The sequence below is a fragment of the Paenibacillus hemerocallicola genome, from assembly GCF_006265175.1.
Taxonomy (GTDB): Bacteria; Bacillota; Bacilli; order Paenibacillales; family NBRC-103111; genus Paenibacillus_AB; species Paenibacillus_AB hemerocallicola.
In genome coordinates this window covers 1-17,039 of the sequence record NZ_VDCQ01000056.1, presented here as the reverse complement: position 1 = coordinate 17,039, position 17,039 = coordinate 1, and the positions used below count along the sequence as shown (strand labels likewise).

The window sequence follows — 17,039 nt, the reverse complement described above, 5'->3', positions numbered from 1 at the left end:
CATTCACCTCTTGGTAAGCTTGCCTACATCCAAATCATGATTGCAGCATAAGCGAGAGATAATGCCATTAACACATTAACAGTCTTGTTATGCTTCTGTATAAACGTCTTGAAGATCGCACCGAAAAGTACCCATGTCAAAAATGCCAGGAATCCAATTACTGTGATAACTATAATACTTATTGTCATCGCAGTGCTTGAGCTATAGTTGGGCATAATAAAAGTTGGAATTACAGTCAACGTAAATAGCACTACTTTTGGATTAAGAAATTGCATAAGGAAACCTGACAAAAAGGTGCCCGTTTGGTTTACAGCTGGATTTGATGCATCCATTTTGTAAATGAGATATGAAAGATAGAGCATATAACAACTTCCGATGATCTGCATCACAATTATTATTTTTGGTATGAACGCCATGAGAATCGTATTCAACATAGCTGAAATAATCAGTAATAAGCCAAAACCAATCGTTGATCCATACGTATATTTCATCGCCTTTTCCGCCCCAAGATTATGCGCGGTGGACAATATGACGATATTCGTAGGTCCAGGTGTAAACGTAGCAATCATACAGTAAATCAAAAAAGATGTAATATCCATGAGAACCCCTCTTTCTGGCTATTCTCATATACTACATCTTAGATTAAAGTCCCTATAGTATATTATTGCAGATAATGAGCGTCATTCGCCATATGGAACTGTGTGGGAAATATAGTATTGTGTCTACCCAAAGAACTGCATTTGGAAAACTTGTGATGTATTTAACTATCCTGCCCGTTCAAAGAAGACGACCAATCTCATATTCACTGAAGATACCAGTGGGGATAAAAAAAAGATGACTCCTGTGCAATACAGAAATCATCTGTTAAGGGTCACCTAATTATATTTTCAATGTATCCTTGACTAAGTGTACAATTTAGCGACTGTAGCAGGCACCTCCCCCTTTGATCCCCTATTTCATGAAAAACCTGCGACTACCTATCATCCGTCAATAAAACCAACGCTTTGCATAAACCGCTTCAAAATCGTCGCGGCCTGTGCCCGAGTGGCCCATTCGGCTGGTGCAAACCGGCTCGGATCAATCCCGTTCATAATGCCGGATGCGACCATCTCTCCCACCGCTCGGAGTGCCCACGATGATATCGTCTGCATATCCGCAAACGTCTGCAGTTGAACGCTGTCTGCTTCGCTTTGCGTACCTTGCAAGGTACGGACAAGCGTCTGCGCTCTCGCGATCATCACCGCCATCTGTTCACGGGTTATCGGCTCATTCGGCGCAAATTCGGTTGCGCTTATTCCATTGACCAGCCCCGCCTTCGACGCTGCTTCTATCGCCAATGCGTACCACGCATCCGACGCAACGTCATCGAAACCGCGATAAGCCTGATCTTTCTCCACCGACATGCCCAGTGACCGTACAAGCAAAGAAGCAAATTCAGCCCGCGTAATGCTCACATCCGGCGCAAAGTGCTCACTCGATACACCGTTGACGATCAGCTTGGACGCGAGCAGCTCCACATCTTGCTGCGACCAATGCCCTTTCAAATCGGCAAACGAACGCTTCGTCGTGCTGACCATACTATAGATTCTGTAGTTCGGTGATTGCATCTCGACTTCCACTTGCCCATCCTCGCGCATGATCCGCTTGTTCGGAACAGGGACTACGCTTCCTGTCGCAGGATCGAAGTAGACGGCGAGAACGTGTCCCGGCTCGGTGTCGGCATCGTGAATGATCGCTCGTACGAGGTACGTGCCGCCCATATCCCGAATCGATATAATCTGACCGTTCGCTTCGATATAAACTTGAAAGTTTATCGGCGTGCCGACGACCTGGAATCCGACATCGACGCCTGCTTGCTGCAATTGCTTCACGATATCGCCGCTTACTTGCTCCATAGCGGTTACAATTTTCAGATCCGCTACCGCGACACCCAGAAGTCTAGCTAAGCCGACCAGATTAAACCCGCCTGCCTGCAGCTCCATCCGAGCACGTTGCCCCGCTACTTCCACAACTGCTCCAGGCGCTGCATTCGAAATGGTTTCCATCGCTCCCCCGGATAACTCGATCTGTATGTCGCTTGCTGTGTCCGCAACACGAATGATCAGTTGTGGACGCGCTGCACGCGATAGCAAGTTCGCTGCTTCCGTTACGGCACTGTCGGGAATTAGAGCTTTCTGAACAGTCGTTCCGTCCGGCTCCAGCTGGGTAACGAGCAGCGACGAATCGATATACAGGATGACGCCGTGCAACGGATCTTCTTCAATACGATACGTCGGCTTCACCGGTACAGGAGATGCCGCATCAGGCAAAGGAACGTTCGGTGGCGAGGATGAGTTCCCACCAACACCACCACTACTCTCCGGTGTCGTATCTCCTATTGTTATCGACAAGGTTTGCGTCGCTCCTCTACTGAACGTGAACGTCAAGCTTGTCGTACCATAGGGCTGCGCTTCGACATACGATTTGGCGATCGACACCGTATTGCCACTGACCGTGTAGTCGATTCCTGCCGTCAACGGCGCTCCACTGTTCGTAAGACTGACCAGCGTATCGTTATGAAGTGTCAACGTCGTTATGACATCGGCATGATCATAAGCCCCGGTATAACGATCAAAGCTTGCTGTCGTCGGGGTAATACTCGGTGTCGTATCACTCACCGCTACCGCCAACGTTTGCGTTGCTCCTCCGCTGAACGTGATCGTCAAGCTTGTCGTGCCAACCTGCTGCGCGGCGAGGTACGATTTCGCCAGCGTTACCGTGCTGCCGCTTAACGTGTAGTCGATTCCTTCCGTCAACGGCGCTCCACTGCTGCTCGTAAGGCTGACTAGCGTGTCGCTATGCAGCGTCAGCGTCGTCGTTACATTCACATGACCCAATGAACCCGTATAGCGGTCAAAGTTTCCTGTCGTCGGCGTAATAATCGGCGTCGTATCACTCACCGCTACCGCCAACGTTTGCGTCGCTCCTCCGCTGAATGCGAACGTCAAGCTTGTCGTGCCGACCGGCTGCGCGGCGAGGTAGGAGGTCGCGATCGTTACCGTGCTGCCATTGAACGTGTAGTCCATTCCTTCCGTCAACGGCACTCCACCGTTTGTGATGCTGACCAGCGTATCGTTATGCAGCGTCACCGCCGTCGTTGCATCCGCATGGCCCAATGAACCCGCATAGCGGTCAAAGCTTGCTGTCATCGGCGTAATAATCGGCGTCGTATCACTCACCGCTGCCTCCAACGTTTGCGTCGCTCCTCCGCTGAATGTGAACGTCATGCTTGTCGTGCCGACCGGTTGTGCGGCAAGGTAGGATCTTGCGAGCGTTGCCGTGCTGCCGCTGATCGTGTAGTCGATTCCTGCCGTCAACGGCACTCCATTGTTCGTGATGCCGACCAGCGTGTCGCTATGCAGTGACAGCCCCGTCGATACATCGACATGACCCAGGGAGCCCGCATAGCGGTCAAAGCTGGCTGTTGTCGGACTGATGCTCGGTGTTGAGTCATCTACCGCCACGGCTAATGTTTGTGTCGCTCCTCCGCTGAACGCGTACGTCAAGCTGATCGTACCGACCGGCTGCGCGGCAAGGTACGATTTCGCCAGCGTTACCGTGCTGCCGCTGATCGTGTAGTCGATTCCTGCCGTCAACGGCGCTCCACTGTTCGTGATGTTGACCAGCGTATCATTGTGCAGCGTCAGCGCCGTCGTTACATAAACATGCTGAGCAACTCCCGCATAACGGTCAAAGCTTGCTGTCGTCGGCGTAATAATCGGCGTCGTATCGCTCACCGACACTTCCAATATTTGCGTTGCTCCTCCGCTGAATGTGAACGTCATGCTTGTCGCGCCAACCGGCTGCGAGGCGAGATAGGATCTCGCGATCGTTGCCGCGCTGCCATAAAACGTGTAGTCGATTCCGCCCGTCAAGGGAACTACACCGTTTGTGATGCCGACCAACGTATCGCTATGCAGCGTCACCGCCGCCGTTACATCCACATGACCCAATGAACCCGCATAACGGTCAAAGCTTGCTGTCGTCGGCGTAATAATCGGCGTCGTATCCGCTACCGCCACCTCCAACATTTGCGTCGCCCCTCCGCTGAATGTGAACATCAAGCTTGTCGTACCGACCGGCTGCGATGCAAAGTACCATTGCGCGAGCGTTACCGTGGTGCCACTGAACGTGTAGTCCGTTCCTGACGTCAACGGCGCTCCACTGTTCGTAATGCCGACCAGCGTATCGCCATGCAGCGTCAGCTCCGTTGTAACATCGACATGATGCAGGGAGCCGGCATAGCGATCAAAGCTTGCTGTCGTCGGTGTCATGCTCGGTGTCGAGTCATCTACCGCCACCGCTAATGTTTGCGTAGCCCCTCCACTGAACGTGAACGTTAAGTTTGTCGTACCGGTCGACTGTCCGGCGAGGTACGCTTTCCGAATCGTAGCCGTATTGCCGCTGACCGTATAATCCGTTCCGGCTGTCAGTACCGCTGCATCGTTTTTAATGCTCGTTAACGGATGACCATTCAGTGTCATCGTGGTCGTCACATCGACATAGCCAGCGGCTCCCGTATATTTGTCAAACCTCGCTGTCATCGGGCTGATGCTCGGCGTCGTATCGCTCACCGACACCTGCAACGTTCTCGTCACTCCTCCACTAAATGTGAACGACAACGTTGTCGTGCCGTTCGATCGTGCGGCGAGGTACTCTTTCCGAATCGTAACCGTATTGCCGCTGACCGTATAATCCGTTTCCGCCGTCAGAACTGCTGCACCGTTTTGGATACTCGTTAGCGTATCACTATTCAACGTCATCGTCGTTGTCACATCGGCATACCCAGACGCTCCCGTATATTTGTCAAAGCTCGCTGTTATCGGGCTGATGCTCGGCGTCGTATCATTCACCGACACCTGCAACGTTTTCGTCGCTCCTCCACTGAACGTGAACGTCAACGTTGTCGTGCCGTTCGATCGTGCGGCGAGGTACTCTTTCCGAATCGCAACGGTGTTGCCGCTGACCGTATAATCCGTTCCCGATGCCAGTGTCGCCGCTCCGTTCTTGATGCTCGTTAAAGCAAAGCCGTTCAACGTCATCGTGGTCGTCACATCGGCATAGCCAGAGGCTCCCGTATATTTGTCAAAGCTCGCTATCATCGGGCTGATGCTCGGCGTCGTATCACTCACCGACACCTGCAACGTTTTCGTCGCTCCTCCACTAAACGTGAACGTCAACGTTGTCGCACCCGTCGATCGTCCGGCGAGGTACTCTTTCCGAATCGCAACGGTGTTGCCGCTGACCGTATAGTCCGATCCCGGCGATAATGTCGCTACACCGTTCTTAATGCTCGTCAACGTATTTCCTTTTAACGTCAGAGTCGTCGTCACATCGACATAGCCAGTCGCTCCGGTATATTTGTCAAAGCTTGCTGCCGTTGGACTGATCTCACTGTTTATATTCGCTACCGTATAAACGCTGACCGTTTCGTTTCCAGCCGAGTCCTTTACATAAACGGTATAGGCTCCGCTATTCGACACTTGAAAGCTTCCACCCGAGACATTCGTTCCTGCGCTTGCAAAAGCCGAAACGTTCTGAGTCCCCGCCATCCACTTCGTACTCGCAATCGAATTGCCGCTCCCGTTCGCCTGTACCGCTACATTTAATGTGATCGGACCTGCGGTATTGGCGGTCGTAGACGGTGTAATCTGGATATCCGGCGCCGCCGGCATCGAGACAGAATGCGTCTGAGACCCCGTAACCTTCGTCGCATAAATGTCATTCCCCGAATAGGAGGCTGTTAACGAACGGCTTCCTGCCGCCAGATTGGATACGTTCAGCTGCGCTTCTCCGCTTCCATTCAGGGAAGCGGTACCCAGCACCGTAGCGCCATCCTTAAACTCGACAGTCCCGGTAGGCGTCAGGTAGTCCCCCGTAACCGTCGCTTTCAATGCGACCTGCTGAAGATACGTGGATGAACTCGGCGAACTCGTCAACGTAATCCCCGGCTGCAAATAAAACCGGGCGGGCGTTGTCTGCAAGCCTGGCAAGTCAAATGCAAACTGCTTTCCCCAAGCCCAAGTCCGACCATTCGTATCGATTGCAAAAGAGACGCCTTGACCGGCATTCACCTCTTGAAATTGAACCGGATTCCCATTATGCATCACAGACAGCTTATGCGGCACGTACTGATTGTTCGTTGTACCGTCGCCTAATTGCCTGCTGCCGTTATACCCCCACGTCCATATCATATTGTTCGTATCGATCGCGAGCACGTACTTGTTTCCTGCATGTACTTGCTTAAATTTCACCGGAGCTCCGCTATCGGACACGGTAATACGGGTCGGAACGGAAACCGCGGCCCCTGTCTGGTCACCGTTGCCCAACTCCCCTTGATAGCTATGTATCACTTCCCCCCAAGTCCATAACTCCCCGTTCTCATCGAGGGCAACTGAAAAACTCCCCGAAAATCCATACGTACTCCCCGTTGAAATGGCCTTGAATCGAACGTTGCTTGCATGCTCGGTTACCGACAAGGAGTGAAGTACCGGCACTTGCCCCGAATAAAACGTCCAGATCTGCTTATTTGCATCGAGTGCAACCCCCTGTACTTCACTCATGCTAATGTCTTCGAACCGAATCAAAGCAGCATTGTCTTCATACGCCTGTTTCGTTGGAACATAAACATTCTCCATAAGATCATTGGCGTACTTCCCCCATCTCCATATATATCCATTGCTATCTAAAGCCCCTACTGAATTGCGTGCTACCGCCACTTTCGTGAAGGTGACAGGCAGCCCGCTTTCCTGTACGTTCAGCTTTGTCCAGGACAATAACTTCGTCGTACCGGCGCCGACTCCTAACTGACCGCTGTCATTAGTCCCTGTTACCCATATGTGCCCGGAATCGTCCAGTGCATACGCGCTGTTACCACCGACTCGCACACTCTTAAACCGCACCTCTGATCCGTTGTCGGTTACTGAAATACGCTTCGGTGAAGTAGACCAGGCGTTATCCGTTCCATCTCCATATTTACCTTCACTTTGACCCCAAACCCATATTCGGCCCGCTTGATCCAACGCAAATGTTGTGTAAATGTACGAATCAACCTCGGTGAATAATAACGGACTTGCAGCGTCGACCTGCCTTGGCTGCACCAACGGACCCAGCAGCATACCCATCGCGATCAAGCATACCAAAAACCATTTTTTCATCATCAACATCCCTCACTAAGGCGTAATCATGCAACTTTGCATAAAAAAACGGACTCTCCCAACTATAACAGAGCCCTCTGAAAGAATTATGAAAGATTTGCTGTTGAACCGCCACGCCCGCTATGCCGCTCCTTTGTGCCTGGCACGGATCGATCTGATTATGTAGCGGCTTAACTGAGCAGTCGAATGGACGATAACGAAAAAACGATCTAGTGCTGCCCGAACGCGTATCGCTCTCATTCGATCAACGTAACGGACAGGAGCGCTGTTATTGGTGGGAAAACTGGTCTATAAGAGCCTCGTGTCATGTGATAATGTCTATATCATATATACAGAAGGCCGTAGGAACTCGAATTACCTTTTGTGAGGTGTTTTGTTGCACTTACAACCCTCCTGTGACACATCATTCTAAGAATGCCCCGCCAGAAACAGGTCTACGGTTTTCCATATTTTCATTACATCAAAAACACGTCACGGAAGGAACATTCTGTGACGTGTTTGTGGATGAACTTGTCTGCAGCCTAATTCTGGTAAGGCCCCTCCCAAATGACCTCGTGGGTGGGCCCAAATCGGTGTCTCCAAAGAGTTTTTGCGTTTATTTGTTCTGGGATCTGTTCATGCGGAATTTTTAGATGCATCGTTTCAGGAGACCATACGCCGAAGCATTGCCGTCAACGCCCCAATATCAACGGTTAGATCAGTGTACACGTGTCCAACCAAGCCGATGTTCTCGTCTTTGGAGAGTCGTTTGCCTTTGCCGATCAAATACGAATAGCGAAGTCCATAATAACTGCTTATGTGCCAAAAGCAAGGGTACATATACTCGGGGGGGAAAATGTCAACAACCTGTGTTCCAGTCCGGCAAAACATAATATTTGTGAGACTGGCGCCGTGTGGTGCGACGACCATATTGGCTGAATGAAAAAGGCGCACCTGATCGGCAACCGTCATCTCCTCTAGCTTCACTTCCCGGAATCCGTACGTCGCCATAACGTGGAGCACTTCGCTTTCGTTCAAAACTCTCCGATGCTTCGCTTCCCTCCTGCTAATATAGATGCGCTCATGGCCGCCGTAAGGACTCGGCTTGACGATTTTGAATAATTCGCTACGCACGAAATTGGTCGCCCACCTTGGCATCGGGTTACAGCTAAACGGGAGCAATGAAATCACCTGAAGCGAAGGAACGATTAAACGCGCCGCTCTAAGATGAAGTCCATCGTAAGAACGAATGATCTTTTCTTTCGGAATACCTAACAGCCCGAGCGTCTCTTCCTGAATTTTTGAAGGACCGTCATTCGAAATAATATATTTGTCTACCGATAGACCGGATTTTCGGATCAAATCGATTCGGCCCAAAACATCAATCATCCAATGGAAGTAATTGCGGCTCCATATAAATGTAAGTACCGCTACCGTTTCGGATGTGCGAGTCGCGGTAGGCAACGATTTTCGTTTAAAAATCGGATGGACCCAGCCCGGGATGTAGAAATTCATCGAAACGTCCCATACCAGTTTGTTATCCGGGGTAATAATGGCCCCCGAATGTTCCTCGCCACCGAAGTACCTGCCTTCCGGCAGGACGGCTACATAACCATCCGGAGTGGTTACGCGCCGCTGCTGAAAAACGGGATGGAGCTCGTCGTCGACGGTCCCCGGACTAACCAGGTGGTATGGTTGCGTTTGATGGATAATTTTATGCAAGTGATGGCACTCAAGCCGTGCAGACTCAGACGCGACGATCCAATCCCGAAGCGTCGTATATGTGCCTGCGGGAGTCGCTTCAATCATCTATACTCCCCCCTTTAGCCGAATCCAGTATCCTATTAATAAATGTTGCAAAATCTGAAAAGCGACTGATGTTTATCCCGAGGTAAAAGCCTTTTTTGAAATTGTAGTGGAACACGACGCGAATCTTAAGCTGTCATGCCCGTTCAACAAAGACGATCGTTCTCATATTCATTGACTCTCCTATAGAATGTTCTATGCTTCCTTTTCAATTTCTTCATAGCAGCTGCAGCCGTAATTGCGCCGAGCTTCCATTCTGTTCGGTTCCCGGATGGTCGTTCGTCCGAGCAGCAGCAAGGCCGCCAAAAAACCATTAACACTCCCGTCTTATTTATAAGGTATGGGAATCACGAACCACGAAATTTATGTTAAAAATTAACCAAGAGTGCCGTCACATACATAACCAAAATCCCTAATGAAATTCCGCTGAAGTTGGGCCAGGATACGGCAGCGTATCCCTTTTCCGACGACTCCTTCCAAATCATTTTTGAAATGACGTAGATAACTTGTAAAATAGCTCCTGCTCCAATACCAAAGAACAGCGCCGCAAAAGTCGGGTTGAAGATAAATCCCCCTGTCCATGTACCCAAAATAGCTGGTGCGCCGGCAATAGCGGCAAGTGAAGCGAACGTTTTCCAAGTTGGACGATCTTTCAGCAATGGGGCCGCTATCCCCACGCCTTCCGTAATATTATGCAGGGTGAAGCCGATTACCAGAAACGTACCGAGTGCTGACTCCCCTATTGCAAATGCGGCTCCGATTGCTAATCCTTCGCCGAAATTGTGTAACCCAATACCCATCGCGAGTTTATACGACACTCTTTTACCATTTTCGGATTTATTTTTCATTCTCCGTTCGTTCATTTGATCAACTGCGATCAAAAACAGAAAACTAAGAAATGCGCCGAACCAAACAAGCCCCGATCCTTGAAAGACGCCCGGCGCTTCCGTCGCCATTTCAAACCCTTCTTCAAACGTGTCAACGAAAAGGAAAAACAAAAGTCCGACAGTAAACGCAAGAATAGCATGCATACCTTTAGTCTTAAAACGCCGCATGAACGGGTACCACAATAATCCTAGCCCCACCGGAATAATACCTACATAAAAACCGATCAATGCATACTGTGCGAATCGGTTTACATCGGGAACCGGCGTTTGTGCTGCAGCTTCTACCGCCCCGGTAAATATCAATCCGTTTGATGTAATGAACTTGATCTCATGCGGATCGCCGGCCACCCACGGATATGGAATTTGCACCATTGCCTGACCAAAACGCTGTAAGGTCGGACTCGGGACGTAAGAAGCATTCCAAAATGATCCATCAACAACGACTTGGGCAATTGTCACTTCTTCCGGCCCCGAATTTAATACCTTCACTTCAAAACCGTCATTCGTCAGTTTAATCTTCTCCACATTCAATACTTCGATTGGCGCCGCCGGCTCGTTCTCCACTCCGGTTCCCATTATGGCTATTCCTGTGACCAAAGCAATAAGAAGAACGAACGGCAATATGCCGAGAAGCAGCATCTTTCCTTTTCCACTTGAAAGTTTATGATTCATGGGATTCATTTCCAGGTTGCTCATAATCACTTGACCTCCTTTCTTATTCGGCTACAAAGAATCCCATCCAACCCAATTCGGCAAACTCGCTTTGGTGGGCATGGAACATATATCGGCCAGGTGTAGGAAACACGATTTCCAGAACGCCCCGTTCGCCCTGGCATTGCATGATCGTGTCCGTAAAGTTGGGACGAGCATCCGGATCGGCGCCGGTTGCGTAATAATTAAAGTAATTTGCATGCAGATGAAATGAATTGATGAGGTCAAATTCAGTGAGATTGCTCAAATAAATGCGAACTAACTCACCTACCTTTACTTGTATCGGCTCCTGAAGATACGCGAATGCATAACCGTTAACGGTGTACACTTCGTTTTCGCCGTCCAAATCCAAATCAAACCCGTTCATGACCATGCTGAATTCTTTGGCGGCCGGTCTCGGTTTTACCGGGTCGATAATAAAGTTGCCGTACAACCCCTTGTGGATGTGTCTCGCCAGCGGTGCGATATGACAGTGGTATACTTGCATGCCAGCAGGCTTCGCTTCAAACTCATAAGTAAACGATTCACCAGAAAGTATAGCCTCCAGTCCGTCCATGTTCGTCGGGTGAATGCCGTGAAAATGAATGGAATGCGGGTGGTTGGATTGATTGAAAAATTTTACGCGAATGATATCCCCTTCCGTGCATCGCAACGTTGGGCCTGGGATCGTCCCGTTATACGTCCATCCCGGGAATTTAATTCCTTTAGCAATCTCGACTTCATTTTCACGAGCTTTGATCTCGTACTCTCTGATCGTTTTACCATCAGCTCTTTTGCTGACTTTCCCGTAGTCGAACTGTGTCAACGCTTCCCGAGCCGATTTCAACCCTTCTGTCACTTCCGTCCCGGGGTCGTATCCGTGCTTCATACCCGAATGCAGGTCCTGCTTCAGGGCATTATGAACATCATGTTTATCCATCGCTTGCGCCGACTTTTGAAACCATGAACCGGGATTTAAAAACGCCCCTCCCACTAATGCGAAAGTACTTGCCGCCCCCCACTTCAACATGTTCCTTCTTGAACGATTAATCTTCACTCTTACAGCCTCCTTTTTTTGTACAAGTCAAAAAATATTTGCCAAGGGCAAATTTATGTACAAAAAAAATAATTGTTTGTCTACGGACATAAAGTTTCCCAAGCGCAACATTTGTATTCATCATAATCGCTCCATCTGATTCTGTAAACAGATTTTTTGGAGAACTTGTCCTGAGTTCTAGTTATACCTTAAACATATATCTCTAGCACCTTCTTTCACCACACTGACAGGGCTCTAGAACCTCTTCAATACCCCAATTTTTTCGCCGTCATTTATGATACGGTTCAGCTTAACGGAGTTATCGGCGAAAAATGTGTTGCGGCATAGTTGCCAACCTTTCAACACCCGATCCAAGGGCTTTATTCAAGTCTTGGTTCTCGTAAGATAAACCTGACAGTACGAGAGGAGTTACCGAATTTATCGGAACGTTATCAAATTTTGCACCTATACGGCAAAGGTCAAACTGACGACACCGTGAGGGCGCCGGGTTACGTACAGGTAGAGTACATTCAAGACGAACTGCCGGACGTTTTGACGATGACCGACCTGGTTGTTTTCACGGGCGGGAGCAAACTCGATTTTCGAATTTTTGCATCTCCGCAAGCCGATGCTACTCATTCCGCTTACAAAGGCACAAAGCCGCGGCGACCAAATTCTAACCGCAGAATCGTTCCGCAAAGCCGGCTACAGCGACGTACTTCGGAGGAGAATCTGACGGCGGAAGAGCTTGTTTCTCGGATCGACCGACTGTACGACGATCGACAAGCATACATCAGGCAAATGGAGACAGGAGCACCGCATACGGACGCGATCGCGAATGTCATAAATCTGATCAAGCGAGCGGCAAAGCAACATTAAGCGCACCGCCATAAATCAGAGAGTCGAGAATTAATTTCCCGTTGATTCATTGTTGATTGTGGAGTCGACAGGCTTACATGTTGACTTTATTAACAAGGGGCTGGGTTCGCGCACCAAAATGATGGAGCGTACCCGAGTCTCTTTTTTTCACGGACATGAGAGCGAGCGATCGGTTCGATCCGGCCCGTACATGCTTTCACTGCTCGTTTGTTGACCTCGTGCTGACTTCGGGCGTGTAAAATAAGCCTCCCAGGCCCTCGGGCTATATGGCGGCTTGTTTGTTGTGAAGATACTGTTATGCGTCCTTCGGTCCTTCTTCGTCTCCTCTCGCAATCGGATTCTCGCTATACGATATCTAATAGCTCCAGCTGTAGAATTCTCCTCTGAAGCCATATCGTTTTTTCCAAAATCAGTGAACCTGCTCCTTATTTGTGACAATATTTAGATGAGTGGCCATTCAGAAAGGAGAAAATATTTGAATATCGATGAGCTAATCGAACTCGTAAAGCTGCATGGCAAATCGATTTACGGTTTCTGCTACAAGCTGACGAGGAACAAAGAGGAAACTGACGATCTATATCAGGAGACTTTTCTGAGAGCAGTGGAGCTGCGATTCAAGATGAATGCGTCCCACAATCCGAAAGCCTATCTCCTATCCATCGCCGTCCGGGTATACAAGAATCATTATCGCAAGCTGTCCCGTAGGCAAAGAATCGCTCCTATAGAGGAGCTTGACGAAGATTCGACTCCGTCCCGTTTGTTTCCATTCGAAGCATCACCGGAGGATGCTGTTCTAATGTTAGAGAGGCGTGCCCTGATTCAGCAAGCCGTTCACCAGCTGGACGACAAGCTGAAGCTCCCTCTTTATATGCATTATACGGCAGACATGACCGTAGAAGAGATTGCCAACGCGCTAAGCATTCCTACGGGAACGGTGAAGAGCAGAATGCATAATGCCCGTCAGGCGATTAAAAAAGCATTGGAGGTTGAATCCCTATGAAGGACGCGGATTGGGAGCGATTACTCAGACAATCTCTGGCGCCTACGGTCGAGCCTGAGGAACAATTGAATCAAAGCATCATTCATCAAATAGAGAAGCATCGCCAAACGAAACCGAAATACAAGAAAAGATTGTCGACGGCCCTGCTTGCTGCTGCCTTATTGCTAGTCCTTTCGGTATCTGCCTATGCAGCGACAAAGCTTTTAAACGCCAACCAAGTCGCCGTGCAATTCGGAGATCGATTATTGGCGAATGCATTCGCAAGCGCGGACGCACTTCGAATTGATCAATCGCAGAATTCCGGGGACTACCATTTTACGCTGCATGGCCTCGTATCGGGATCTGGTCTTAGCGAATTTCCTAATGCATCGGAGCAAATCTTCCCCGACAGAACTTATGCGGTTGTTTCGATATCTAGACAGGATGGCAAGCCAATGCCGGATGTTGCCGACCCCGAATATGGCAAGGATCCATTCTTCATCTCGCCGTTGATCAAAGGCTTAGAGCCTTGGAAATTCAACATCGTCACAATGAACGGCTCCTACAGCGAGGATGTTATTGATGGCGTTATGTATAGACTGATCGCATGCGACCAAATAGAGATTTTTGCAGATAAGGGAGTATACCTTGCAATCAGCAGCGGGAGCCCGTTTTATAACAACAAAGCCTTTGCGTATGACGCGGCGACTGGCGAGATGCACGCCAACGCAGACTATCCCGGCGCCGCAGTACTGTTCGATCTCCTGCTCGATCCTGCCAAAGCGGACCCTGTCAAGGCAGAGGCTTATATGGAGGAGCAAACTAAGGAAAAAGAAAGCGACGCTGATGCAGAGCAACCGCAATGGGTAACCTCGATGGAAGAGCTGCGGGCCAAAGTGCGCAGCGGCGAGTCGATTGAGGAGACGATACGAGAATCCATCCAAGAAGTGGACTACGACGATTCGGGGAATATCCAATACATCTACGAGGGCTGGAAGTATACAACACCTCCCGAACAAATATTTAAGGAGGGGCAGGTCGGATTCTCGGATCACTTCTCCATAATTGTAGAAAACGATGGCTACAAAGCGCTACTATTCTACAGAGACGAGAACGGCGTGATTACGGGTAGGCTCGTTGTATTGGATTCATCCGTAAATCTTGAAGCAAAATAATTGCGGCCAATCGACCATCGCCGGCAAGGCTAATGCCTCCGGCGATGTTTATTTGGGACGATATTGCGCTCCTTTTGGGGCACCACCTGCCTCTAGGGATGGTAATGAACTCTGGATAAGCGTTAAGGGATATCCTGAAAAATCCATCATGTTCAAGCACGTCACTGGTTTTCTGGTGCTCTTTTTGACCTCATTCTTTACCATGGAGAGAATCCCAAGGCACGACTTGGCATTGCTCTACCTGATGATTTCACGACTTATGAGAACTTAGTCCCTCGTATAAAATGGCTGAAAGAATCCATGCCATTTCAAATCTACTGGGTAAATGAATCCGGGTCTGTCCGAGTGGAATAGGCGTGATACAAGACTTTAATAACTAAAGTAGAGGTGATCTCTTATACCAAATATGAACTGGGCTGTACTTAACTCATTACAGCTTGGGAGGTATGCTGAATATTTCGCTAAGATGGAGTTCGCATCATATGGACTCGAGGTGTTTTCCTCAGAGGTCGACGATCGAGGAATAGACTTCATAGTAAAGGACAAATTGGGGCGATTCTCAGAAATTCAGGTCAAGTCATTAAGGGGGACCGGATACGTTTTTGCTCAGAAAAGCAAGTTCAATATCAGCAATCCTAACCTGTACATGGCCCTCCTGATTTTCAAAGAAGGCCAAATGCCTGATTTCCTCTTGTTACCATCTGAAGCTTGGAAAGTCCCTAATGAGGTTTTTGTAGACCGAAACTATAACAAGCCTGGGCAAACAAGCAAACCTGAATACGGGATTAACATTTCAAACAAAAACTATGACATCTTGGAGATTTTCAAATTTGAAGAGTCGATAAAAGAATTTATGCCGGTCCCGTCAGAATCCGAAGGCGCTTGAGAGGCCCGCTTCTCCAGCACTTCAGAAAGATGTTGTATTACCTGTTATACGGCAATTAAAAAACACGACTTGCTACTTGTCCCTGATATTCCATAGCGTCTAACACCCGTATTCGATGAACCTCACTTAATTCCGATAAATGCATCCATTTATATTCAGAATGCTCAGAGCTAAGTATTATTTCGGAGCCCTTTGGAATGGAACAACGAAATATTCCAACTTGTGCATTGAGTCTACTATGATAATAAAATCCCGTTAATACTACATCTTGAACTTCAATTCCAAGTTCTTCACGACATTCACGAAGTAACGCTTGATGAATGGTTTCACCGGGATCAACACCACCACCAGGTAAACTCCATCCTTTATCCCCGTATGTCTTCTTTAATAAAAGTACATGACCTTCGGTATTAAATATAATTGCATGTGCGCCGAACCTATATGTATCATTAAAAGCCAATCATATCCATCTCCATTTGGTTTGACTTGAGCACATTATTTCATAAAATTGGAAGACCGACAATAAAAAAATGACTGATAGGAACCTCGTTTATTAAACATAACTACCGTTACTTGAACGGGAACAGAGGAGCAGCTGCCGCGGCGATCTGCTCCCTGATTTTTGCGCTATCGTCTCCCGCTAACGTAACAACATCTTTTCACTAAAGATAACTTGCTGAAACCTTAACTTTATAATCCTTGGCTAAGTCCTAATATCTGATCATTTACATTTACATTACTTAATCCCCCGTGATAACAAACCACGGATGCAATGTCAAGGTCTACATATTTTCTCAAAGAGAGACGAGCTGCATTCATATCCAGTGTGGTCGGGACATGAATTCCCCCGAGAATCCCGTCTATACTGTACATCGAATCCCCGGCAATGAGAGTCTTACTTTGCCTTAAATAAAGGCTGATATGACCGGGAGTATGCCCAGGAGTATGGATGACGCGAATCCTGCCGCAAAACGGCAGTTCCTGACCGTCTATCAAGGTTTCATCCACTTTGCCCTTCGGAGGATTCTCAAGGTGACCGTCTTTTATAAGAGGTATCTCCCCCTGAATATACGGCTTATCCAGCTCGTGTGCATATACTTTAATATCAGTGCCACACTCCTTCAAAATCCCAGGAAGACTGCCTATATGATCCACATCCTGATGCGTCAAAATCACAACTTTTAGTTTGTCGAACGACACTCCTACCTTTTCCATGGCGACGCGTAAATCTTCAATTTGCCCTGAGAATCCTGTGTCTATTAAAACGGCCATTTCTTGATCCCACAAAAGAGTTGGGTGAATAATATTCCCATGAAAATCTAGATGAAGCATTTCTACTCCCTTAGATACTTCCATAATTTCGGGCCTCCATAAAATAAATATTGTACGTAAAGTAATATTATTAAGAAGATTTAGCTGTGTCAACATCTTCACGATAAATCATCGCTCGACATATCTTTTGGTACGCATTGAGTAGAGTAAAGAGCTGGGGATGCCAGCCCCTCCTCATCAAACCGTACGTGCGG

Annotated in this window: 11 protein-coding genes; 4 read left to right on the top strand and 7 right to left on the bottom strand. The window is 48.5% G+C overall.

Annotated elements, in window-relative coordinates; all coding sequences use genetic code 11:
• Nucleotides 1-23 precede the first annotated feature (23 nt).
• The 5 genes from FE784_RS29670 to FE784_RS29650 form a co-directional block, all read right to left on the bottom strand.
• Nucleotides 24-599, bottom strand: a complete 576-nt coding sequence (locus tag FE784_RS29670; protein WP_139605885.1) for a LysE family translocator — start codon at nucleotides 597-599, stop codon at nucleotides 24-26.
• A gap of 381 nt (nucleotides 600-980) precedes the next feature.
• Nucleotides 981-6,602 carry a X2-like carbohydrate binding domain-containing protein gene (locus FE784_RS29665; protein WP_176706629.1) on the bottom strand — a complete coding sequence of 1,874 codons (5,622 nt, stop codon included), beginning with the start codon at nucleotides 6,600-6,602 and terminating at the stop codon, nucleotides 981-983.
• Between the two features lie 1,236 nt (nucleotides 6,603-7,838).
• Nucleotides 7,839-8,984: a glycosyltransferase family 61 protein gene (locus FE784_RS41650; RefSeq protein ID WP_139605883.1), complete on the bottom strand. Its 1,146-nt coding sequence runs from the start codon at nucleotides 8,982-8,984 to the stop codon at nucleotides 7,839-7,841.
• A 365-nt stretch (nucleotides 8,985-9,349) separates the two neighbouring features.
• Nucleotides 9,350-10,564, bottom strand: coding sequence for a ZIP family metal transporter (locus tag FE784_RS29655; protein WP_246132245.1), 1,215 nt, complete (start codon nucleotides 10,562-10,564; stop codon nucleotides 9,350-9,352).
• A 19-nt stretch (nucleotides 10,565-10,583) separates the two neighbouring features.
• Complete coding sequence (locus FE784_RS29650) at nucleotides 10,584-11,588, bottom strand: multicopper oxidase domain-containing protein (protein ID WP_139605930.1); 1,005 nt, start codon at nucleotides 11,586-11,588, stop codon at nucleotides 10,584-10,586.
• A 577-nt stretch (nucleotides 11,589-12,165) separates the two neighbouring features.
• Between FE784_RS29650 and FE784_RS42980 the strand changes: the two genes are divergently transcribed.
• The 4 genes from FE784_RS42980 (at nucleotide 12,166) to FE784_RS29630 (ending at nucleotide 15,513) form a co-directional block, all read left to right on the top strand.
• Nucleotides 12,166-12,330, top strand: coding sequence for a glycosyltransferase (locus FE784_RS42980; RefSeq protein WP_139605882.1), 165 nt, complete (start codon nucleotides 12,166-12,168; stop codon nucleotides 12,328-12,330).
• A gap of 618 nt (nucleotides 12,331-12,948) precedes the next feature.
• Nucleotides 12,949-13,473: an RNA polymerase sigma factor gene (locus FE784_RS29640; protein WP_139605881.1), complete on the top strand. Its 525-nt coding sequence runs from the start codon at nucleotides 12,949-12,951 to the stop codon at nucleotides 13,471-13,473.
• The gene (locus FE784_RS29635; RefSeq protein WP_139605880.1) at nucleotides 13,470-14,627 is read left to right on the top strand and encodes a hypothetical protein; all 1,158 of its coding nucleotides are present in this window, start codon (nucleotides 13,470-13,472) and stop codon (nucleotides 14,625-14,627) included. The genes FE784_RS29640 and FE784_RS29635 overlap by 4 nt, the downstream gene beginning before the upstream one ends.
• Nucleotides 14,628-15,033: 406 nt before the next feature.
• Entirely contained in the window at nucleotides 15,034-15,513 is a 480-nt protein-coding gene (locus tag FE784_RS29630) for a DUF4365 domain-containing protein (protein WP_176706627.1), read from the top strand.
• Nucleotides 15,514-15,568: 55 nt separating this feature from the next.
• Here FE784_RS29630 and FE784_RS29625 read toward each other — a convergent pair whose 3' ends face one another.
• Complete coding sequence (locus FE784_RS29625; RefSeq protein ID WP_139605879.1) at nucleotides 15,569-15,973, bottom strand: NUDIX hydrolase; 405 nt, start codon at nucleotides 15,971-15,973, stop codon at nucleotides 15,569-15,571.
• 230 nt (nucleotides 15,974-16,203) lie between these two features.
• A complete protein-coding gene (locus tag FE784_RS29620; protein ID WP_139605878.1) occupies nucleotides 16,204-16,869 on the bottom strand; it encodes an MBL fold metallo-hydrolase in 666 nt (221 codons plus the stop codon).
• Nucleotides 16,870-17,039: the final 170 nt, after the last annotated feature.